At 61.9% G+C, this 21209-nt stretch carries 17 protein-coding genes and 1 tRNA gene; 7 read left to right on the top strand and 11 right to left on the bottom strand.

Annotation, left to right across the window (positions count from 1 at the left end; translation table 11 throughout):
• Window positions 1-45 precede the first annotated feature (45 nt).
• From HMPREF1219_RS00560 to HMPREF1219_RS00540, 5 genes are all read right to left on the bottom strand, one after another.
• Window positions 46-1002: a Ppx/GppA phosphatase family protein gene (locus tag HMPREF1219_RS00560; protein ID WP_016457039.1), complete on the bottom strand. Its 957-nt coding sequence runs from the start codon at window positions 1000-1002 to the stop codon at window positions 46-48.
• Between the two features lie 6 nt (window positions 1003-1008).
• Entirely contained in the window at window positions 1009-1569 is a 561-nt protein-coding gene (locus tag HMPREF1219_RS00555; protein WP_040426995.1) for a DUF501 domain-containing protein, read from the bottom strand.
• Between the two features lie 23 nt (window positions 1570-1592).
• Window positions 1593-2069, bottom strand: a complete 477-nt coding sequence (locus HMPREF1219_RS00550) for a septum formation initiator family protein (RefSeq protein WP_016457037.1) — start codon at window positions 2067-2069, stop codon at window positions 1593-1595.
• A gap of 314 nt (window positions 2070-2383) precedes the next feature.
• Window positions 2384-3658: a phosphopyruvate hydratase gene (gene eno / locus HMPREF1219_RS00545; RefSeq protein ID WP_016457036.1), complete on the bottom strand. Its 1275-nt coding sequence runs from the start codon at window positions 3656-3658 to the stop codon at window positions 2384-2386.
• A gap of 349 nt (window positions 3659-4007) precedes the next feature.
• On the bottom strand, window positions 4008-4823 hold the full coding sequence (locus HMPREF1219_RS00540) for a lytic transglycosylase domain-containing protein (protein WP_016457035.1): 816 nt from the start codon (window positions 4821-4823) through the stop codon (window positions 4008-4010).
• 158 nt (window positions 4824-4981) lie between these two features.
• Here HMPREF1219_RS00540 and HMPREF1219_RS00535 point away from each other — a divergent pair, with 158 nt between their 5' ends.
• Entirely contained in the window at window positions 4982-5368 is a 387-nt protein-coding gene (locus tag HMPREF1219_RS00535) for a hypothetical protein (protein ID WP_016457034.1), read from the top strand.
• Window positions 5369-5641: 273 nt separating this feature from the next.
• Here HMPREF1219_RS00535 and HMPREF1219_RS00530 read toward each other — a convergent pair whose 3' ends face one another.
• The 3 genes from HMPREF1219_RS00530 to HMPREF1219_RS00520 are packed head-to-tail and all read right to left on the bottom strand — an operon-like array spanning window position 5642 to window position 10760.
• Window positions 5642-6385, bottom strand: a complete 744-nt coding sequence (locus HMPREF1219_RS00530; RefSeq protein WP_040426684.1) for a MazG nucleotide pyrophosphohydrolase domain-containing protein — start codon at window positions 6383-6385, stop codon at window positions 5642-5644.
• 20 nt (window positions 6386-6405) lie between these two features.
• Window positions 6406-10062 carry a transcription-repair coupling factor gene (gene mfd / locus HMPREF1219_RS00525; RefSeq protein ID WP_016457032.1) on the bottom strand — a complete coding sequence of 1219 codons (3657 nt, stop codon included), beginning with the start codon at window positions 10060-10062 and terminating at the stop codon, window positions 6406-6408.
• A 38-nt stretch (window positions 10063-10100) separates the two neighbouring features.
• Window positions 10101-10760 (bottom strand): TetR/AcrR family transcriptional regulator, encoded by a 660-nt coding sequence (locus HMPREF1219_RS00520; protein WP_016457031.1) that lies wholly within the window; start codon window positions 10758-10760, stop codon window positions 10101-10103.
• Window positions 10761-10856: 96 nt separating this feature from the next.
• On the opposite strand from HMPREF1219_RS00520, the gene HMPREF1219_RS00515 reads away from it, so the two are divergent.
• Window positions 10857-10927: transfer RNA gene (locus HMPREF1219_RS00515), tRNA-Gln, on the top strand.
• Between the two features lie 83 nt (window positions 10928-11010).
• Here HMPREF1219_RS00515 and HMPREF1219_RS00510 read toward each other — a convergent pair.
• Complete coding sequence (locus HMPREF1219_RS00510; protein ID WP_245554356.1) at window positions 11011-12600, bottom strand: multicopper oxidase family protein; 1590 nt, start codon at window positions 12598-12600, stop codon at window positions 11011-11013.
• Window positions 12601-12754: 154 nt separating this feature from the next.
• Between HMPREF1219_RS00510 and glmU the strand changes: the two genes are divergently transcribed.
• Entirely contained in the window at window positions 12755-14167 is a 1413-nt protein-coding gene (gene glmU, locus HMPREF1219_RS00505; RefSeq protein WP_016457029.1) for a bifunctional UDP-N-acetylglucosamine diphosphorylase/glucosamine-1-phosphate N-acetyltransferase GlmU, read from the top strand.
• A 27-nt stretch (window positions 14168-14194) separates the two neighbouring features.
• Entirely contained in the window at window positions 14195-15175 is a 981-nt protein-coding gene (locus HMPREF1219_RS00500; RefSeq protein ID WP_016457028.1) for a ribose-phosphate diphosphokinase, read from the top strand.
• Window positions 15176-15261: 86 nt separating this feature from the next.
• On the opposite strand, the gene HMPREF1219_RS00495 is transcribed toward HMPREF1219_RS00500, so the two are convergent.
• Window positions 15262-16371, bottom strand: coding sequence for an HNH endonuclease (locus HMPREF1219_RS00495; RefSeq protein ID WP_051120459.1), 1110 nt, complete (start codon window positions 16369-16371; stop codon window positions 15262-15264).
• Between the two features lie 179 nt (window positions 16372-16550).
• Between HMPREF1219_RS00495 and HMPREF1219_RS00490 the strand changes: the two genes are divergently transcribed.
• Window positions 16551-18200, top strand: a complete 1650-nt coding sequence (locus tag HMPREF1219_RS00490) for a phytoene desaturase family protein (protein ID WP_016457026.1) — start codon at window positions 16551-16553, stop codon at window positions 18198-18200.
• A gap of 171 nt (window positions 18201-18371) precedes the next feature.
• Entirely contained in the window at window positions 18372-19019 is a 648-nt protein-coding gene (locus HMPREF1219_RS00485; protein ID WP_016457025.1) for a 50S ribosomal protein L25/general stress protein Ctc, read from the top strand.
• 261 nt (window positions 19020-19280) lie between these two features.
• Here HMPREF1219_RS00485 and HMPREF1219_RS00480 read toward each other — a convergent pair whose 3' ends face one another.
• Complete coding sequence (locus tag HMPREF1219_RS00480) at window positions 19281-19562, bottom strand: hypothetical protein (protein ID WP_156823183.1); 282 nt, start codon at window positions 19560-19562, stop codon at window positions 19281-19283.
• Window positions 19563-20219: 657 nt separating this feature from the next.
• Between HMPREF1219_RS00480 and HMPREF1219_RS00475 the strand changes: the two genes are divergently transcribed.
• Window positions 20220-21077: a S1 family peptidase gene (locus HMPREF1219_RS00475; RefSeq protein WP_342662171.1), complete on the top strand. Its 858-nt coding sequence runs from the start codon at window positions 20220-20222 to the stop codon at window positions 21075-21077.
• Window positions 21078-21209 lie beyond the last annotated feature (132 nt).

Here is a 21209-nt window from a genome sequence, read left to right as displayed (position 1 = left end):
CGTTAAACAATATCGAACAGTGGGGGCAAAGTGATAATTGCGAAGCTACTGCACTTCCTTGGCCAAGCCCGCGACGATTCCATCCAGGATGTCATGCTCAGAGATGGTGATCTGCGTGAGCCCGGCCTCGCGCGCCATGAAGTCGATGATCTCCTCCACTACGATGCACCCGCCACCGATCACGTCGGCTCTGCCTTGGTGCATGACCGGGAGCATGGCTCGCTGCGCACCGGTTTGCGCCAGCAGATCCTGGGTGACGAGCTTGAGGCCCTCGGTGCGCAGAGTGGACATATGGATTGCCTGTTCGTCGTAATGCTCCAGCCCCTGGGCGATGGCGGACAGCGTGGTGAACGTCCCCGCGCACCCCACGTACACGGTGGCCTGCCCCACGGGCACGGATTCCTTCACCTTGGCGAGCTCTCCGCGGACGTACTCACGGGCTTCGGCGATCTCGTCCGGTGTCGGCGGCTGGGTGTGGAGGAACCTCTCGGTCAGGCGCACGCACCCCATGCGGGTGGAGTACGCCCCGAGGATCTCCCCACTTTGCTTCCCGACGATAAATTCCGTCGAACCGCCTCCCAGGTCAATGACGAGGATGGGGTCATCCGTCGGCGGCAGGTCCTTGACCGCACCGATGAAGCTCAACTTGGCTTCCTCCGTGCCGTCGATGACCTCCGCACGCGCACCCGGCTGAACCTTGCTCAGCACATTCTCCGTCATGTCGAAGAATTCCTCGCGGTTTTCCGCGTCCCGTGAGGCGGACGTAGCAACCATGCGCACCGCACGCACGTTTTCGCGCGTCATGTGGTCGGTGTAGTTTTGCAGAACGACGCGCGCCCGCTCGATCGCCTCGGGGCTGATTCGTCCGGTCTCGTCTACTCCCTCACCTAGCCGGATGATTTCCATCGTCCGGGTTACCTGGCGGATGTCCCCGTCGCCGACATCGGAGACGAGGAGACGAAGCGAATTCGTTCCGCAATCAACGGCTGCAATACGTTTCATTGCTCGCTACGCCTCCGCGTTGGTGAAGTCGAACTGGGTGGGGTCTAGCTCCAGGTCCTCCACAGTGGGCCAGTCGGCGGGGAGCGCCGTGCCACTCAGCGCGGGATCGTGCCATGCCGCCAATGCAACCGCCTCGGTGCCCAAGCGCACACGCTCCGGCCCCTCGGCCAGAGCGTAGGCCATGAGGACGTGCAGGCACTTGACGCGGTCGGGCATCCCTCCTCCTGAGAACGTGGTTCCCAGATCCTCCATCGCGTTGCGGGTGGCGAGGTAGTGCTCGTGTGCCGCACGGTAGTCGGCAGCCAGGTCCTCGTCGTGGGCAAGGCGCTCGGTCATCCAACGCATCACGTGGGCCACCTCTAGCTTGCTTGCCTCCGCCGTCAATCGGGGATCGGTGAGGTAGTACAGCGTGGGGAAAGGTGTCCCATCTGGCAGCCGCGGGGCGGTCTTGATCACCGCTGGTTCTCCGTCTGGGGTGCGATAGGAAACCTCGACTACGCCGCGGGGCTCGCGCCCTAGCTGTTCAGCTACACGAGCCAGGTCTTTCGCGTCGGGTGAAAAAGTCATGGCACTATTGTGCCACAGCACCCCTATTCTTCTGGTTGTGCTGGTACCGTCACCGAGCGCCACAGCTCCTCGTACCACGGGTACTGGACAACCAGGTCTGAGGCCTGGCTGGTGACTGAATCGTCGGCCGTCATCCGCGGATCATTGATGCGGTAGGCCTGCTCCCCCGGTTTCGTCACGCCAAAACGGTTACGAGCGAGCTCGTCCTTATAGGCGTTGTTCGAGTACTTATCCATCTCCGCGGCAATCTCCCGCTGCTGCTCCTCCTTTGCAGCAATGGAGGTTTGCAGACGCGCGATCTCTCCCCGTTGCTGAAAATAATTCCGCAGCGGGATGGCGATGGCGACGAGGACGATGATGACGGTGAGGATGACGATCACCCAGTGTCCGGGGGTTAAAACGATCCCCGTTGAGGCCCCGCGCCCACGCCTGCTACGCCCGGCGTGCGAATCTTCGTCAGCCAAGCGGCGGGTAACAGGTACGGAATTCTTGGGTTTCATCTACAGGCAACATCCATCTGGTCGGCATCGATCAATCGATACCCTCATGATAGCGTGCCCACGCCCCGGTCCCGGGGACCCGCGCTTGCCGTGGACGGATCAAACCCGTCACACGACAAAACCGCGCCTCCTCCCTGGTGGGTGAACCACTTTAAGGAACAGAGACGCGGTTTGACGAGGCCATCCTGGGCCCCCACACGAATCACAGCGTGCCTACGCATTGTGGGCAGCGCCGTGGGCAGCGCGCTGATTTACTGGCGAGCTCGCTCGCCAGCTACTCGCCACTAGCTCGCCGGCTCGCCGGTGCGCACGATTTACTTGTGGCGCGGGAAAGCCTCGGCGCCAGCGTAGTGAGCGGAGCTACCGAGCTGTTCTTCGATGCGGAGCAGGCGGTTGTACTTGGCAACGCGCTCGGAACGAGCGGGAGCACCGGTCTTGATCTGGCCGCAGCCGAGGGCCACAGCAAGGTCCGCGATGGTGGTGTCCTCGGTCTCGCCGGAACGGTGGCTCATCATGGTGTGGTAGCCAGCGCGGTGGGCCAGCTCGACGGCGTCGAAGGTCTCGGTGAGGGTACCGATCTGGTTTACCTTCACCAGGAGGGCGTTAGCTGCCTTCTTCTCAATGCCTTCCTTGAGGCGTGCCGGGTTGGTGACGAAGAAGTCGTCGCCGACGATCTGCACCTTGTCGCCGATGGCTGCGGTGAGAGCGGTGTAGCCCTCCCAGTCATCTTCCTGCAGCGGATCCTCGATGGAGACGATCGGGTAGTTCTCGATGAGCTCCTCGTACACCTTGGCCATCTCCTCGGCGGTGTGCTCGCCGCCCTCGAAGTGGTACTTGCCGTTGTCGTAGAACTCAGAGGAAGCAACGTCGAGGGCGAGGGCAATGTTCTTGCCAGGCTCGAAGCCGGCCTTCTTGATGGCCTCGACGATGAGGTCAAGGGCAGCCTTGGTGGAGTCGACGGACGGGGCGAAGCCACCCTCATCGCCGAGACCGGTGGACAGGCCCTTCTCCTTAATGACGGACTTGAGGGTGTGGTACACCTCAGAGCCTGCGCGCAGAGCCTCGCGGAAGGAATCGAAGCCGATCGGGGCAATCATGAATTCCTGAACATCGACGCCGGAATCGGCGTGTGCGCCACCGTTGAGGATGTTCATCATCGGGACGGGGAGGACGTTGGCGGTCGGGCCACCGATGTAGCGGTACAGCGGGAGCTCAGCGGAGTCGGCGGCTGCGCGGGCGACGGCCATGGACACACCGAGGATAGCGTTGGCACCGAGGTCCGACTTGTTGTCGGTTCCGTCGAGCTCGATCATCGTCGTGTCAACGAGGCGCTGGTCGGTAGCGTCGATGCCGATAATGGCATCGGAAATCTTCTCATCGACGTTGGCAACAGCCTGCTCCACGCCCTTGCCCAGGTAACGGTCGCCACCGTCGCGAAGCTCGTGAGCCTCGTGGACACCAGTGGATGCACCGGACGGAACGGCCGCGCGACCAACGGCGCCATCTGCAAGGATGACATCAACTTCGACGGTCGGGTTGCCACGGGAATCCAGAATTTCGCGTGCGGTCAGGTCCTCAATGAAAGTCATGTGACAGGCCTCCTAGCCATGTTCTTAAGGTTTCGTCGTATTTTCCAAGTAACTTTTATCACGGAAAACGCGGGTCTTGCTGTGCACCGTATGCCGATTCGCGCGGAACCACAGGGCAGCGTCACGTGCTGCCGGAAAGGTCACTTCCGGGGCGTTTCGGTCCGGATATGCAATCCGCCACCCATAGTACCTGACATTTTCCAAAAGAACGGACACAAACAAACATTTTTTGGTGGGATTGCTCACATATCAATCACCCGAAAACAGTTATGCAAGGTCACAGCACTTCCGCACCAGACAGAAACGGACTTTCAGGTGCGCAAACTGAACCGAAAAATTTTTTGGACTACTACAGAAATGGCGCGAGGGTGCCGGTTTTATACGCCGGCTGCCCCTGTGCATACGCTGCCGCGGCATCGCGCACGTCGCGGATGTACTCGCCGGACTGGTTATAGGACCGCACGGCTCGCGTCCACCCCTCCGGCGTGGACAAGTCCCCACCGTTGGTGCACAGCATGACGGCGGTGGTGAGGGCCGCGTCATCGATCTGCTGAGGATTAGGCACCCCATCCCCGTCGGCGTCGCGGGAGAACCGTCGCCACGTTTCCGGAATGAACTGAAGTGGTCCGACGGCACGGTCGAGCTCCGCATCGCCGTCTATCTCACCGTCGTCGGTATCGTGCACATGGGCGAAGCCCGACGATCCGTCGAGGGCGGGGCCAAAGATCGGAGGGGCAACTACCCCGTCCTCTCCGATGCGGGCGCCGTCGAAAATGCGGCCCGTATAGGTGCCGTGTCGGGTTTCCACGAATCCGATCCCCGCGATCGTATTCCAGGAAAGGTGGCAATCAGGAAACGATTCGTTGGCAATAATCTCCGCGTTGCCATAGGCCCTAAGAGCAGCCGAGGAAAAACCCAATTCCTCCGCCAAGGGGTCGGCCCAAAAGCCGAGCTTGTCGGAGGTGCGCCCGGGCGTGTTTGTATCAATGCGCGGTGCCGGTTCCGCCGCTGCCGGAGGCACATCTGACGGGAGGGGCTGCAACCCGCGAATCGACAGCGGTGAGCCGAGAACCTGCACGAGGAGGCCGACGCCCACGATGATTGCAATAAGCGCCACTGCGAGCCCACACCCGCACCCTGTCACAGCCTTCGCGCTTTTTGCCATAGCCCGAGATTCTACATGGACGAACCGGCGGGCTGGGGTCCGCCCCGCAGGGCTCCGGCGACTATCAGGAAATTCCTAGGCGGCAAACCTCTTCCGTCACTTCAGTAACAGTAGTAACATTTGATTAGTTCCTGTTTTCCTCCAGAAAGGCCTTCACCATGAAGAAGATTCTGTCCACCGGGCTGGCGCTCGCCACGGCGCTCGCCGCCGGCACACTTGTCGCCCCCGCCGCTAACGCCGCGGTCTCGCCGGAGGAGTGCGACGCGCTGCGCGCGGGTCTCCCCCTCATCGTCTCCATCACCCCGGAGACCACCCGCGCCGACCTCCAGGGGCAGTTGGATGCAAAGTCCAACCTGCTGTTTAACGGCCCACTGAAAAATATTGAGGGGCTCAAGTTCCTCCAGGCCAAGACCACCTCAGATATCAGTGGCAAAGCCCAGGAATGTGGCATTGTGAAGCCGGATCCCGTTGAGGACTTCCTGGCTTCCATCGGCTCCAGCCAGCTCGCCCAGTACCTGCCCATGGTGAAGTCCCTCAGCTCCTAGGAGCCTCACCCCGCAGCCACACTCCGCACACCGAAGACAATGAGGTGTGCGGAGTGTTTTTTGCGGTACTTCTACGCCGCGGAACGCCCGCTACACCGCCGCCTGGTTATGAGGAAGGAACAATCGTGGTGGGGTGGGCACCATCGTGGCGCAACCAGGCTGTGGCTAAACGGGACATTCCGCCAGGTACATGGCTACACAGGAGCACACGCGCTGATCGCACGTGGCCTGTGCGCGGCCTGTGCGCGACCTGTGCTCTTCTACTCGTGGTGCTTACTCGTCGCCGGAGGATGCCGTTGATTCCTCGGCTGCACCTTCCGGTGCTTTAGCGCTGTCAGCTGGTTGCTCCACGGCAGGGGCGGCTTGCTCCGCAGGGGGCTGAGCAGGGTCTGCGGCCGCGCGCTCCCGGCGCTTGCCCTCCTGCCACATCTCCTCCTGCGCGCTCGTGGTCACGTGCCCGGTCGAACCGTCGAAGAGGTACGGAGCGCGCGAGTGCATCTTGTCCGTGAACGCCTGCGCCACGTCCCCCAGGTCGAAGGCACCACGCTCGCTGGCGATCTGCGCGTGGAAAAGAACCTGCAGGAAAATGTCCGACAGTTCCTTTTTTATCTCCTCGTCGCTGGCGCCCGACCGGACCGCCTCGATGAACTCGTCCACTTCCTCCGTGAGGTACGGGAGAAGGCTCTCGTGGGTTTGAGAAGCCTCCCACTCGCCACGGTGCCGGGCGGCAGCCATGACATCGGCGGCCGTGGTCACCTCCGGGTAGCGGATTGTCGCGGTGGGAACCTTAAACAGCTCGTGGCCGCCAGCGAGCCACTGTGAGGCCTGCTCCCCTTGAAGATCCGTGGTGATGAGGAGATCCGCCTCCTCATCCGATGCTGTGGGGAACGTGTCGCACAGCGCCCACCGCACGCTGACGGGCACCTCCGCGGTGTACGTTGCGGTTTTACCCTCCATCGTGGCCACGGCGATGGGCATGACATCGGGAAAACGGGGATCAAGCAGTAGCACAGCCATGGAACTAGTGTAAACCACTCCTACTTCTTGCGAGCATGTCCTCCGCCTACGGAGATCACCTTCTTCGTGGTGCCCTCGCCGCCACCGGCGCCACCGGTCACGTCGATGTTCTCCTGGTCGCACAGGGAGGCGATGACATCGGCTACCCACTGCACAACGCTGGTGTCGCGCAGCTGGCTGTCGCCCACCCGCTGCGCGCCCTGCTTGGGCACCTTAACCTGGACTGTTTTCGCCGCCGCCCGGTAGGACGAGCCCGGGTACAGACGCTTGAGGCGTACCTGCTTAGAATCGGCAAGCTCCACGGGGTGCAGCTTGACGCGGGTGCCGGCGAGTTGAATGTCCGAGATCCCCGCCCGGCGCGCCACGTGCCGCAGCCGCGTGACCGAGAGGAGCCTAAGGACGGGCTCAGGCAGCGCGCCGAAGCGGTCGGTCATCTCCTCGATCACCTGCGCGAGGTCCTCCTCGGTCCGGCTTGCCGCGAGCTTGCGGTAGATCTCCAGGCGCAGCCGTTCGGAGTTGATGTAGTCCTCCGGAATGTGCGCATCCACGGGCAGGTCGACGCGGATCTCCGTGGGCTGCTGGTCCGTGGCATCGAGGGGCTTGCCGTCGGCGAGCGCCCTAAACGCCTCCACTGCCTCTTCCACAAGTCGGACGTACAGATCGAAGCCGACTCCGGCGATGTGGCCGGACTGCTCGGCACCGAGCACGTTGCCGGCTCCACGCATCTCCAGGTCCTTCATCGCCACGGCCATGCCGGCGCCCATGTCGTTGTTCTGCGCGATGGTGGTGAGCCGCTCGTACGAGGTTTCCGTCAACACCTGCCCCTTGGGGTAGAGGAAGTAGGCGTAGGCACGCTCGCGGGAGCGCCCCACACGCCCGCGCAGCTGGTGCAGCTGGGAGAGCCCCATGTGGTGGGCATTTTCCACGATGAGCGTGTTGGCGTTGGCGATGTCCAGGCCCGTCTCCACGATGGTGGTGCACACGAGCACGTCGTACTCGCGGTCCCAGAACCCTTGCACCGTCCGTTCCAGCTGTTCCTCGCTCATCTGCCCGTGGGCCACCACGATGCGCGCCTCGGGGACGAGCTCGCGCAGCTGGCGCGCGCGTTCCTCGATGGACTTCACCCTGTTGTGAACGTAGAACACCTGGCCATCGCGCAGGAGTTCGCGGCGGATCGCCGCCGCCACCTGCTTATCCTCCTGCGCCCCCACGTAGGTGAGCACCGGTCGGCGGTCCTGCGGCGGAGTGAGGATTGTCGTCATTTCACGGATCCCGGACATGCTCATTTCCAGGGTGCGGGGGATGGGCGTTGCGGACATGGTGAGCACGTCAACGTGGGCGCGCAGCGCCTTGATGTGTTCCTTGTGCTCCACGCCGAAGCGCTGCTCCTCGTCCACGATGACGAGCCCGAGGTCCTTCCACTGCACACCTGTTTGGAGCAGACGGTGAGTGCCGATGACAACGTCCACCGAGCCGTCGACAAGCCCTTTTAGCGTCTCCTTCGCCTCCTTGTCGGGGGTGAAGCGGGACAACTGCCGGATGGTGACACCGAAACCGTCCATGCGCTCACGGAACGTCGCCTCGTGCTGCTGCGCCAGAAGGGTGGTGGGCACGAGCACAGCGACCTGTTTACCATCCTGCACCGCCTTGAACGCGGCGCGCACGGCCACCTCCGTCTTGCCGTAGCCCACGTCGCCGATGATGACGCGATCCATGGGTACTGGCTGTTCCATGTCGTGTTTGACCGCGTCGATGGCGAGCATCTGGTCCTCGGTCTCCACGTATGGGAAGTTGTCCTCCATCTCCGCCTGCCACGGCGAATCAGGGGCGAAGGCGTGCCCCGGCGAGGCCCGCCTTTTGGCGTAGAGATCGACGAGCTCGGCGGCGATCTCCTTGACCGCCCCGCGGGCCTTCTTCTTGGTCTTCTTCCAGTCCGACCCGCCCATCTTGGACATCGTCGGCTTCTCGCCACCGACGTACTTGCTCAGCAGGTCGAGCGACTCCATTGGCACGTACAGCTGATCGGGTGGTCCCCCGCGCCTGCTCGGCGCGTACTCGAGCACGATGTACTCGCGCCTCGAGGTGTCCTCACCGGTGCGCACCTCGCGCTCGGTCATCTTGACAAACCGGCCGATGCCGTGGGTTTCGTGCACCACGTAGTCGCCCGCCTTGAGAGCCAACGGGTCCACTCGGTTGCGCTTTTTGGCTTTTCGACGCTTCGCCCCCGCGATGTCCCCCACCCGGTTACCGGTGACATCCGTCTCCGTCACCACAACCAGGGGTGTGGCGCTCTCCTGCGGGTTGAACACCGCACCACTGTGGGAAAACGCCTGGTAAATTGTTACTTTTCCGGCGACCGGTTTCATCCCCGGGTTCGCCTTCACGTTAGCGATGCCACGCTCGTGGAGCTTCTCCGCAAAACGGGCACAGTTCGCCTTCTGCGGCGAAATGTACGCGGCTGCCCCACCAGCGAGGGTGTGGGCGAGCAGCTGCGACATGAGCGCGGTGATCTTCTTTTCGTCCCCCCGCGGGCGCACCGGCTCGGTGCATTCCAGGGGCAGGGTGTGCGCGTCGTCGCCCACCAGCATGCCGGGGGGCGTAAGCGTCCACAACGGGTGACCCGTCGTGTGGGCCGTGACCTCCAACGACTCCAGTGACCTGTAGCTCGTGGGCTCAAGGTCCAAATCCTTGTGCGCCACCGGACCCTCGCCACCCATGGCTGCCAGCTCCCAGCCAGCCTCGAGGAACTCTGTGTCCGTGGCCCTCAGGTCCTCCACTCGGGTGCGGATCCGCTCCGGGTCAACGAGCAGGATGTGCGCCTTTTTTGGAAGCTTATCCACAATCGTCACAAGCGGTGAGTCCGTCAGCACCGGGATGAGCGTCTCCATCCCATCGGCGGCGATCCCCTCGGCCACCTTGCCCACGATCTGCGCGAGCGCCTGGTTCCCGCCGTGGGTACGCGCGAGCTCGGCAGCCTTCGCTTTCACCGCGTCGGTGATGGGCAGCGCCCGGGCCGGGTACAACTCAACCTTGTCTAGCTCACCGTCCTGGTACGTGCGCTGATCGGCGACGGCGAAGGTGGTGATGTCTGTTACCTCGTCGCCCCAGAACTCCACGCGGACGGGGTTGTCCGCCGTTGTGGGGAAGATATCAATGATGCCGCCACGCACGGCGAACTCACCGCGGGCCGCCACGAGGTCGACCCTGGAGTAGGCACGGAAGACGAGGGATGCAACGAGCTCGTCAAAAGGGTAATCCTCCCCCACCTTGATGGTGACGGGGTCGCGCCCCTCTACCTCGGCGACGAGCGGCTGCGCGAGCCCCCGGGCCGCAGTCACCACAACCTGCGCGGTGGGCAGCTTGTGCAGAACCCTCGCCTGCGCGCCGATGATATCCACCCCCGGGCTCAGACGCTCGTGCGGAAGAGTTTCCCACGCCGGGTAAAAGAGGGCTTTCTCCCCCATCATCGCTTTGAGCTCTGCCGTCAGATCCTCGGCCTCCCGCCCGCTGGGGGTGACCACCAGCAGCGGGGTGTGAAGGGCCAACGCCCCCACGAGCCACGGCTTGACATCCTCGGGCGCGGTGAGATGGAGATCCTCCTCACCGATGCTCTTGATGGCTCCACTGATCGCCCGATCGGCTGAGACAATATCCAGTACTCCGCTCAGCGTCGACACGGTTCCCACTCCCCTTCTAGGCTCGTTACTGGATGTCACTATACGGCAGCGTCCGGCCCAGAAATATGGCCTTCGCCGGTCACCGCATCGGATTTCAACAGCTTGAGGCTCGGGTTTGTTTCCATATCTTTAAGTCCGTTCCAGCACAGGTTGACAATGTGGGCTGCCACAACCTCCTTATCCGGGGTGCGGGCATCCAACCACCACTGCGCGGTTCCCGAGATCATCCCCACGAGCGCCTGCGCGTACAACGTGGCAAACGACGGGTCGAGATTCGTCCTGCGGAACGATTCCGCCAGGTAGTCCGAAGCCCGCGTGGTGATCTCCCCCAACAAGGTGGAAAAACTGCGCTGCTCCTCCAACGGCACATCGCGCACAAGGATGCGGAACCCGTCCGGGTGCTCCTCAACGTAGGCGAGAAGGGTGAGCGTCACTTTCTCGATGCGGTAGCGGGAGCTGCCCTCCACCATCGCCGCCTCCGTCAACTCTCTGAGGCGTCCAACTTCACGCTTAACAACCTCGGCGTAGAGCTTCTCCTTCGAGCCGAAGTGTTCGTAGACAACGGGCTTGCTGACCTTTGCGCGAGCCGAGATCTCTTCCATGGAAGTCCCGTCGAGCCCCTTTTCAGAAAACAGCGACAAACCAATACCAAGGAGCTGTTCGCGACGTTGCTCACCCGTCATCCGCTTACGTGTCATGGTCACAAATTATAGCCGTGTCCATTTATGTTCCCCGAACGTGCGGGGCGATGTGCGTTCACGACCCCCATGCGGTAACGTATGAGTGCGCTGTAATTCCCCGTGGTGTAATGGCAACACTTCGGTTTTTGGTACCGACATTCTAGGTTCGAGTCCTGGCGGGGAAGCAACAAAGGCCCCGTCAGGGGCCTTTTTCTTACGCTTGTACCCGGTGGATTCTGGGGGCCGTTCACCGCCGCCCGCCCCGGCCCTAGTGGCGGTGGCGGGCGTAATCCGATTCGCCGGTGCGCGCCGCGAGCTCGGAGTTGCCCGTGTCGCCGTTGCCGACGATCGGGTCGGGCACCTCGCCTGGCTTTGTGACGAGGAACTGCCCCATCATGCCCATGTCCTCGTGGTACAGCATGTGGCAGTGGTACATGTACGGCCACTTGGTGGAGTTGTTGCGTGGGTCGAACCGCACCGCCACCTTGGCGTAGGCGTTCGGTGGCAACAGGATGGTGTCCTTCCACCCCCGGGTCATCACCTGGGCCTTCGTGTTCTTCAGGGAGAGGATGCGGAACTGCGTGTCATGGACGTGCATGTTGTGCAGCCAGTCCGTGTCATAGTTGGAGAAGGTCCACACCTCCCAACCACCGTGATCCACGGTGAAGTCGATCCGCTGCATGTCCATGACCTCGTCGTTGATGCGGAATCCTTTGAGGCCAAATTCACGCGACGGCGCGTTGGTGAGATCCGGCACCTCGTCGGCGCTGGGGTTCACGTCCCTGGGAAGCTCCCCCGGCAGCGGCGCATCCTCGGCCGGGCCGGTGATGGTCAAAAGGGTGAACTTGTCTTTGAGGCCAAAGTCCGGGGTGCCCTTATCGTCAGGCACATCAAGCTTGTCCGGGAACGGGGTGGCGCGCAGCTCCAGCTCCTCCCCCGGTTCCAAATCGACGACAACCTCGACGCGCTCGCCGGGGCTCATGGGGATCCTCTCCACAACGAGGGGGTTATTGAGGTAGCCCCCGTCGGAGGCGATAACGGTAAACGTCTTGTGCTTTGTGAGCTCCAGGTTGAACATGCGCATGGTGGAACCGTCAAGGATCCGGAACCGGATGCGCCGTCGAGTAGCCGTGAAGTGAGCGTTGGTGATCCCGTTGACCACCGGAACGTTGCCCAACAGCCCAAGGTCGGGCAGGTCCGTCTCGTCACGGGTGCCGTCCTCGTTGAAGCGGATATCGGTGAGCACCAACGGAATATCATCAACCCCATACTCATGGGGTAGCTCCTCGGCCGCGGGGTTGTCATCATCAATAATGATCATTCCCGCCAGCCCGCGGTAGGCGTGCAGGCCGGTGACGCCGTGCGGGTGGGGGTGGTACCACACCGTGGACGCGGGGTTCAGCACGTCCCACGACGGCGACCACGTTTCGCCCGGCTCGATGGGAATGTGGGGGCCGCCGTCGCACTCGCCGGGAACAAGCATCCCGTGCCAGTGGATTGTGGTCATCTCATCGAGGGAGTTGGTGACGTGGACACCCACCTTCTTGCCCTGCTTGAGCCTCAGCGTCGGCCCCAAAAACGGCCCGTTGAAGCCCCACGTGGGAGTCTTCACATCGGGCAGGATGTTGAACTCGCCGGCCTGCGCGTCGATGGAATACCACGTCACGTCGTCCGTGACGGTCGGTTCCGCCAACGGGGGAATGGGCAGTTCCCGGGGGTCGCCGCCGTAGCCACGCACCTGGGGTGCGCAGCCTGCAAGCCCCAACAGAGGAATGGCGCCGATCGATTTCAGCACTGAGCGCCGGGTGAGCCCGCCCGGGCGGCCTGTTGCCATCTCGTTCCCTTGTGTAGTACCCATAGCTACTTCACAGTCTAAACCTTTTCATCGGGTAGGCTGACATTCCCACCCAGACTCTGTGAGGGTTCCTCCAAATGTTGGATATTGCTACTCTCTTCAACCCAGGTCGTACAATGGGGACGATTTGTTTCGAACCCCGACTGAAAGGCCCCCCGTGTCAGACATCGCCGTCATCATCCTCGCTGCTGGGCAGGGTACACGAATGAAATCCGCCCGCCCCAAGATGCTCCACGAGGTCGGCGGCAGGAGCATGCTTTCCCACGCACTCCACGCCGCGGGCGGGCTCAAGCCGGCCCACCTTGTCACCGTCATCGGCCACGGGCGCGACATGGTGGAGGAAGCTATCAAGGCCATCGACATTCCCACCACCACTGTGGTGCAGGAGGAACAAAACGGCACCGGGGACGCCGTGCGCGTAGGACTGACGGCCATCCCAGCAGGTTTCGCCGGCACGGTCATCGTCACCACCTCGGATGTTCCCCTCCTCGACACGGCCACGCTCGCCTCCCTCGCCGAGGCCCACACCTCCGGCGCCACCGTTGTTACGACAACGGCCACCGACCCCTACGGTTACGGTCGGATCGTCAGGCTTTCCGACGGCTCCGTCGACCGCATCGTGGAAGAAAAGGACGCCACCGACGAGGAACGCTCCATCAACGAGGTGAACTCGGGAGTCTATGCGTTCGATGTCGCATTGCTGCGGGGGGCCGTCGACAAGCTAGATACCAACAACGCGCAAGGCGAGCTGTACCTTACCGACGTTGTCGGACAGACCACCGATGCCCACGCCTTCCACCTCGACGATGCGCTCCTCGTTGCCGGCGTCAACGACCGCGTGCAACTGGCCGCGATGAACAAGGAATATAACCGGCGCCGGCGCGAAGAAGTCATGCGGGGCGGCGCAACGCTCATCGACCCGGACACCACCTTCATTGACGCCGATGTGACCATCGGCAAGGACGTCACCATCTACCCCGGCACTCAGCTGCGCGGTACAACGAGCATCGCCGACAACTGTGAGATCGGACCCGATACAACGCTCACCAACATGACCATCGACGAGGGGGCGCACGTCGTGCGCACCCACGGGTTCGACTCCCACATCGGCCCCGGCGCCAACGTGGGACCGTTCACCTACATCCGCCCCGGCACCGACCTGGGCAAGGACGCGAAGCTCGGGGGCTTCACCGAGGCGAAGAAGGCCACCATCGGCGAGGGCTCCAAGGTGCCACACCTGACCTACATCGGCGACGCAACCGTCGGCAAATTCTCCAACATCGGCGCCTCCAGCGTCTTCGTCAACTACGACGGCGTGAACAAGCACCACACCACCGTTGGAGACCACGTCCGCACCGGCTCCGACACCATGTTCGTCGCGCCGGTCAACGTCGGTGATGGCGTGTACTCCGGTGCGGGTACAGTAATCAAAGAAGACGTGCCAGCAGGAGCCCTCGTGGTCTCCGGTGGCAAACAACGAAATATCGAAGGTTGGGTCCTTGCCAAGAGGCCCGGAACCCCAGCCGCCGAAGCTGCCACGCGTGCAGGAGCACGTAAAGCAGAGAACTAACAACGAGGAAGGCAACCCCCAAACACCATGTCAGGTTCCAGCTGGAGTGACAACAAAAAGGCGCTGATGCTCTTCTCCGGGCGCGGCAACCCCGCTCTCGGCGAGGCCGTGGCCAAAGAGCTCGGCATCGAGCTAACCCCAACCACCGCACGAGACTTCGCCAACGGTGAAATCTTCATCCGATTCGAAGAATCCGTTCGTGGTTCCGACGCATTCGTCATCCAATCTCACACGCAGCCCATGAACAAGAACGTCATGGAGCAGCTCATCATGATCGACGCACTGAAGCGCGGTTCCGCCAAGCGCATCACCGCAATCGTGCCGTTCTACCCCTACGCACGTCAGGACAAGAAGCACCGCGGCCGTGAGCCCATCTCCGCCCGCCTCATCGCCGACCTCCTCAAAGTCGCCGGGGCTGACCGCATCGTTGCGGTCGACCTCCACACCGACCAGATTCAGGGCTTCTTCGACGGCCCCGTGGATCACATGCACGCCATGCCAATCCTCACCGACTACATCAAGGAAAAGTACGACATGGCTAACACCGTTGTTGTGTCTCCTGATGCCGGTCGCGTGAAGACCGCCGAAAAGTGGGCCAACACGCTGGGTGATCTCCCCCTCGCCTTCGTCCACAAGACTCGTTCCATCGACGTGGCCAACCAGGTTGTCGCCAACCGCGTTGTTGGTGACGTTGCGGGCCACACCTGTGTGCTTCTCGACGACATGATCGATACCGGCGGCACCATCGCGGGCGCCGTTGGCGTGTTGAAGGAAGCCGGCGCCAAGGATGTCATCATCGCTTGCACCCACGGCGTGTTCTCGGGTCCGGCGCGCGAGCGCCTCAACGCCTGCGGTGCCCGTGAAATCATCACCACGGATACCCTTCCCCAGAACACTGAGGGTTGGGACAACCTGACGGTCCTTCCGATCGCCCCGTTGTTGGCGAAGACCATCCACGAGATCTTCGAGAACGGCTCCGTCACCACCCTCTTCGAGGGCCAGGCGTAGTTTCCCATTTTTGGGCATGACAAGGAGGCCTTGCGGCATGGTGCCGCAGGGCCTTTCGTGCGTCTGTGGAGTGACGCGCGGGAGGACTAGAGCCCTAGTTCTGCCTCGATGATGGCCCTCCCCGATCGTTCAACACCCGGCGTGGTGTTGTAGTGGAATTCTTCCTCGTGGGGGCGTTTGCTCCCCGCCTTGCCGTGCTCGTCGCGCCCGGTCCACCCGTTTTTCTCGGTGCCGTCGATGTAGCGGTCGTCGTCGTTGGCAAGGTTGTGTGGTTTGCAGGCGAGCACGATGTTGTCGCTCGTTGTTTCGCCGCCGGCCTTGTGTGGCCATACGTGGTGGCCTTGGCTGAACGCTGCCAGCGTGGTGCATTGTTCGTGGGCACAGTAGATTTGGTCGATGGCAAGGGCGGCACGGAGTTGTTTGGTGGCGAAGCGTTCCTGTTTGAGGAGGTAGCAGCAGCCGATGTTGCCGTCGCCGTCGTAAATGGTGACGTAGCCGTACTCGGATAGTGTGGCGTTGGCGATGTCGACACCGGTGAGGATGTCGCCGGAGGTGGTGATGAATTTGCCGTCGCCGACGTATTTCGACCCCGGGAGGGCGATGGGGAAGGCTGGTGTGAGGGTGATGTCCCACGGGTCACCGCCGTCGACGCTTGTCGACGCCAGGAGGTTGAGGAATCCGATTCCGTTGCGGAGGGACTCTGTCATGTGTTTCGCCTCCTTACCGGTGGGCCAGTGCTTGCGCACCAGGGCCTGCAGCTTGTTCATCTGCAGGGACGGAAGCGCAAGCTGGGCAAACTTCGTGCCGGTGCCGTCGGCGCGGGTGGAAAAGGTGAGCGCCGTGCGCGGCTTCTTGGGCTGATTCTCCTGCACCGCCTCGTCGGCTTTAATTTTCAGTTGGTCGCAGGTGAGTCCGCGGGAGGTAGCGTCGATAAGCGTGGTTCGCACCGCCTCCGGGTCGCGGGACTTGTTCATGGCCCGGGAGATGATGGCTAGCTGTTCGATGGTGTAGGCGGCCACGCGGTCGGCGGTCTCCTCGTCGACGGTGGCCCAGTTGCGTGCGGTGGCGATCCACGACCCCACTGTCCGGCTGGTGTAGCCGAGCTCTGCTGCGAGCGTTGTTGCTGGGTCCGGAAGGTCCGCGGCCAGTGCGTGGATGTGCCGCAGGAATTCCAAGCCCGTTGGTAAAAGGTTCATGCCCCGCACACTATTGCTTCCCAACGGGGCGTGTCGCGCGATGGCCAAAATCTGTGGATAACTCTAAAATTTTGGGAAAAGTTATCCACAGGCCGGGTGGGAGGCGAAGGGGTGCATTCCCACCTGAGCGGATTTCCCAATGCCCGTTGCGGGCCCCGATTCGTTGGTAGGCTGGTGCCATGACTACACGCGACTTTGTAATTATTGGTGGTGGCATCAACTCGCTCGTGGCGGCAGCCCATCTGGCCGAATCGGGCCGCGACGTCCAGATCCTCGAGCGCAACGACCAGGTCGGCGGCGCACTCCAGTCGTCGGAGATCCTGGGCGAAGGCATCGAGGCCGACCTGTACGCCACCAACCTCAACCTGTTCCTGGCCAACCCGGGCTACGAAAAGTGGAAGGATAAGCTCCGCAAGCTCGGGTTCGAACCGGCGCACACAACAAAGCCGTACTGCAACGTCTTCCCGGACGGCAAGGCCATCAAAGTCTACGGCGACATTGAAAAGACCCGTGCCGGGTTGCGGGAGCACTCGCCGGAGGATCTCCGCGGGTTTGACGAGCTGTACTCCGAGTACAAGGCCTTCAACAAGGCCATGTTCCCGTTGTACAGAGCCCCCATGCCCACCGCCGAAACGGTGAGCCTGTTGACCTCCGGCATGGCCAAGGTCGGCTTCAACAAATTCATGGAGGTTGGCCAGATCGTTTTGAGCTCCACTCGCGAGCTCGGCGATCAATACTTCCACACCAAGGAGATGAAGGCGCTCATCTCCACGTGGGGTCTCCACATGGACTACGGCCCGGAGGTCTCCGCCGGCGCCATGTTCCCCTTCATGGAGACGTTCGCGGACATGGAAAACGGCATGACCCTGGCCAAGGGTGGCGCACAGAACCTCATCAAGGCGATGGTCGCCCTCATTAAGGAGTTCGGCGGCGTTGTCACCACCAACGCCGAGGTGGTGGAAATCCTCACCGAGGGCGATAAGGCCACCGGTGTCAGGCTCGCCAACGGGGAGGTCATCGAGGCCCGCGAGGGCGTTATCGCCTGCACCGGCCCCAACGCGCTATACAACGAGCTGTTGGGCAAGTCGAGCGCCATCGACCACCACGTGCGCTCTAAGGCGGCCCGCTACCAGTACGGACCGGCGACGATGATGGTCCACCTCGCCCTCGACGCACCCGCGCCATGGAAAGCGGGAGACGATATTAAGGACTTCCAGTACGTCCACATCGGACCGTACGTGGATGACATGTCCCGCACGTACACGCAGGCGATCCAGGGCGCGCTGCCCGATAGCCCGACGCTCATCGTCGGCCAGCCCACGGCGACCGACCCGTCGCGCGCGCCCGAGGGAACCCACGTGCTGTGGGTGCAGGTGCGGTGCCTGCCGTTCGAGCCGACGAGTGACGCCAAGGGCGAGATCACCCCGGGCAGCTGGGACGATATGAAGGAAGCGTACGCGGACCGAGTCGTCGACAAGCTCGAAGAGTACGCACCGGGACTCAAGGACCACATCATCGCGCGCGACGTGCGGTCCCCCCTCGACCTCCAGCGCCACAACCCGAACCTGGTGCACGGCGATTCCGTGGGCGGGTCCCACCACATCCGTCAGATGTTCCTGTTCCGTCCGTGGCTTGGCGGTTCGACGTACAAGACCCCGGTGGAAGACCTGTACCTCATCGGTGCCGCAACGTGGCCGGGCGGTGGCCTCAACGGGCTGTCCGGCTGGCACCTTTCCGACCACCTCGTTGGGGATTCCATCCAGGACCGCATCTCTGACAAGGTGGTGGACGGTGTCAACCGCGTCCGGGAGTTTGTCAAGCGCTGGTAATGTGCTAAGATTTCGCTCGTCTCGGCGAGGGCTGCGGGAGCAGCCGTTATCGACGCGATGAGCAGAACTTTGTTGGCCTGCGAAGACTCGACGAGCACGATGTCTTCGCAGGTTTTTTATTGTCCTCGCGGAGATTGTACGCAACTATTTTGACTTGAAGGAGCACATCTCATGGCACACAAGGCCCTGGATCTTGCCGCTAATCCCCGCAACGAGTTTGGTAAGGGTGCCGCACGTCGCGCCCGCCGCGCCGGCCTCGTCCCCGGCGTTATCTACTCCAAGGACACCGAGCCGGTTCACTTCACCACCGACCGCCTCGCGCTCACCGCGATTGTCCGTAACCACGGCACCAACGCCGTCGTCGACGTGGACATCGAGGGCGAGAAGCACCTCACCCTGATCAAGCACATCGACCAGAACGTTCTCACGCTCCACATCGACCACGTCGACCTCCTCGCCATTCGCCGTGGCGAGAAGGTTGAGGTTGAGGTCCCGGTCGTCTACGAGGGCGAGCCCGCCCCGGGCGCCCTGGTGTTCCAGGAGGTCGATACCCTCCGCATCGAGTCCGACGTGCTGTCCATTCCGGACGAGCTCACCGTCTCTGTCGAGGGCCTGGAGATCGGTTCCCAGATCACCGCCGCCGACATCGCACTCGAGGATGGTGCAACGCTTGTCGACGAGCCCGAGCTGCTCATCATCAACATCGTTGAGCCTGAGGAAGAAGAGGAAGAGGAAGAGGAAGAGGAAGAAGCAGCCGCCGAGGGCGAAGCTGCAGCTGCCGAGGGTGACGCCGAGGGCACATCCGAGGACAAGGAGTAATCTCCCCCTCCACCTTTTCACAGGTAGCAAAAAGCCCAGGTACGCACATCGCGTACCTGGGCTTTTTCACTGCCTGCAAAAGACCATTTTTTGTCAGCCAGCCGACACCGCTGGTACCGTCAGCGCTTCGTACGCACGGAGATAATCGTCGTTGCCAGACCACGCATGTCACCGACCTCGTGTTGTTATGCGTCTTCTGATGGGTGGCAGACACTATCGCCACTACCGCTGCACCCATGGGCCAAAGTCAGTCGCTAGCTCCTACGCGCCAGCTATTTCTAATCCTCTGAGCAAATCCAGATCAGTTTCGTTTTCAAAGTACCCGTCTTCACGCATTGTGATGCCCCAACGGATGAACCACAACCGCCGGTTCTCCGACAAGTTCGCCCACCCTGCTTTCGTGTCAATGATCTTCATTTGCTGGTCAGTGCCAATTTCTGAGGTATATGTGAGGCCGTCGGAGGTGTCAAAACACTGATAGTTCGAATCCATTGCGGCACTGTAGTTAATTGTGATTGTGATATCCGTTGAGCTTCCATTCACGCTCGGATTATACGTAAAACGGGGATTGTCTAAGGGTTTTTGAGCTGTGCCCTGGTTGGCCCCTTTGGTTTCTATGAAAGCCCGGCTAGACTGTGTCCTAGCTGGGGAAACGGTGTGTGGCAAAGTCTTAGATACATTTACGTATCCGGCGCGTACCCCAGGTGAGAGACCTTAATGAAAGTTTCTTAAAAAGCCTGCACACCACCACCGCTACCATAAAGATTCCCGCTGTTTCCTATCTAACCCCCACACACTAGGTGTGGGCTAGTTCACATTATAAAGTTTTTTCTTAACAGCTAAAACCATCTCATAGGGCGGTCAATTCTCACATTTTCACGGGATGAAACTGGGGGAAACGGTGCCTGGCTTTCACTGTTTTTTAAGGAAAAATACCCAAACCTCACGAATTTTCAGAAACCACCTCTGACCTGCACTGTTAAGTGGTTTTAGGGGCTTAGAGTTCGCTTAAAAGCACCCCTTAACCAGCACGGTTTACGACCCCTACCAGGTCTTTTACAGTTGAAGGTGCAGGGAGGAAATGATTCCCACTGGTCCTGGAAATCGACCTGCACCACAGTGAAAGGCACAAGAAAATGAGCACCGTCACACGAAAGGTCACCACGGCACTGGCAACCATCATCGTCGCCATCGCCCCCCCTGGTAGCACCCACCACCGCCTGGGCAATCACCGGCGGCACCGACGCTAAAGTTGGCACCATCGCCGACTCCACCGCCCGTGTCCAAATCGGCAACAAGAGTTGCACCGGCACGCTCATCGCCCCCACGTGGATCATCACCGCCAAGCACTGCATCGGCCGCGGCGATTACTCCTTCGTCTCCGTCGGTGCCCCCGAACACGGCGAAACCGCCCGTGTCAAAGACTACATCGCCCATCCCGACTCCGACCTGCTTCTGGTACACACCACCAAAACCATGCAGTCCCCCGTCGCCCCACTAGCCACCAGCTACACCACCGAAGGCCAAGCCGGCTACTCCATGGGCTGGGGCTCCTACCGCGAACAAAACAAAACCACCATCCAACAAGCAGAAGTCGAAGTCCAACGCCAAGTCACCAACGTCCCCGGTGCCATCAACCCTGCCGACACCTTCCTCGAAGGCAACGTCTACAACGGCCACCTCGGACAAGGCGACTCCGGCGGCCCCCTATTCATCAACGGCCAACTAGCAGGCGTAGCCTCCCTGGCCAACTCCGGCCCCGCCGACAACCGGCTCACCGGGGCGCTGGGCTGGTGGGTACCTGTGGCCAACCACTACGACTGGATCACCCAACACACCGGCATTGCCACCCCCACCCCCGCAGGCACCCAAGCCCCCCTCTACGACGCCACCGTCTTCAGCACCATCGCACCACCTGAGGAAGTACCCGCCTCCATCCAAATCCTCGAGGACCTCAAAACCATCAACACCAACACCCAAGAGCTCTACGAGGCAGTCCAAGACCTCCCCGCAGACGGAGGCCCCCTCACCAGCCTCAGCGCACAACTATCCTCCTAAAAACTTGCCCCATTACGGTTTAGGCAGTTCCCTGCTGGGGACCCGAGGATTCATGGTTTCTCCCCTTTTGGGGTGGGTTATGTTTGTTCCGGTCCCTGCTTAGCAGCGGGACTCGTCACTGGCTTCGGTATG

Origin of the sequence: Corynebacterium pyruviciproducens ATCC BAA-1742 (genome assembly GCF_000411375.1) — a bacterium.
In the GTDB taxonomy this organism is placed as follows: Bacteria; Actinomycetota; Actinomycetes; order Mycobacteriales; family Mycobacteriaceae; genus Corynebacterium; species Corynebacterium pyruviciproducens.
Note: the sequence above shows the minus strand (reverse complement) of the source record. Positions and strands in the feature narration are given on the sequence as shown.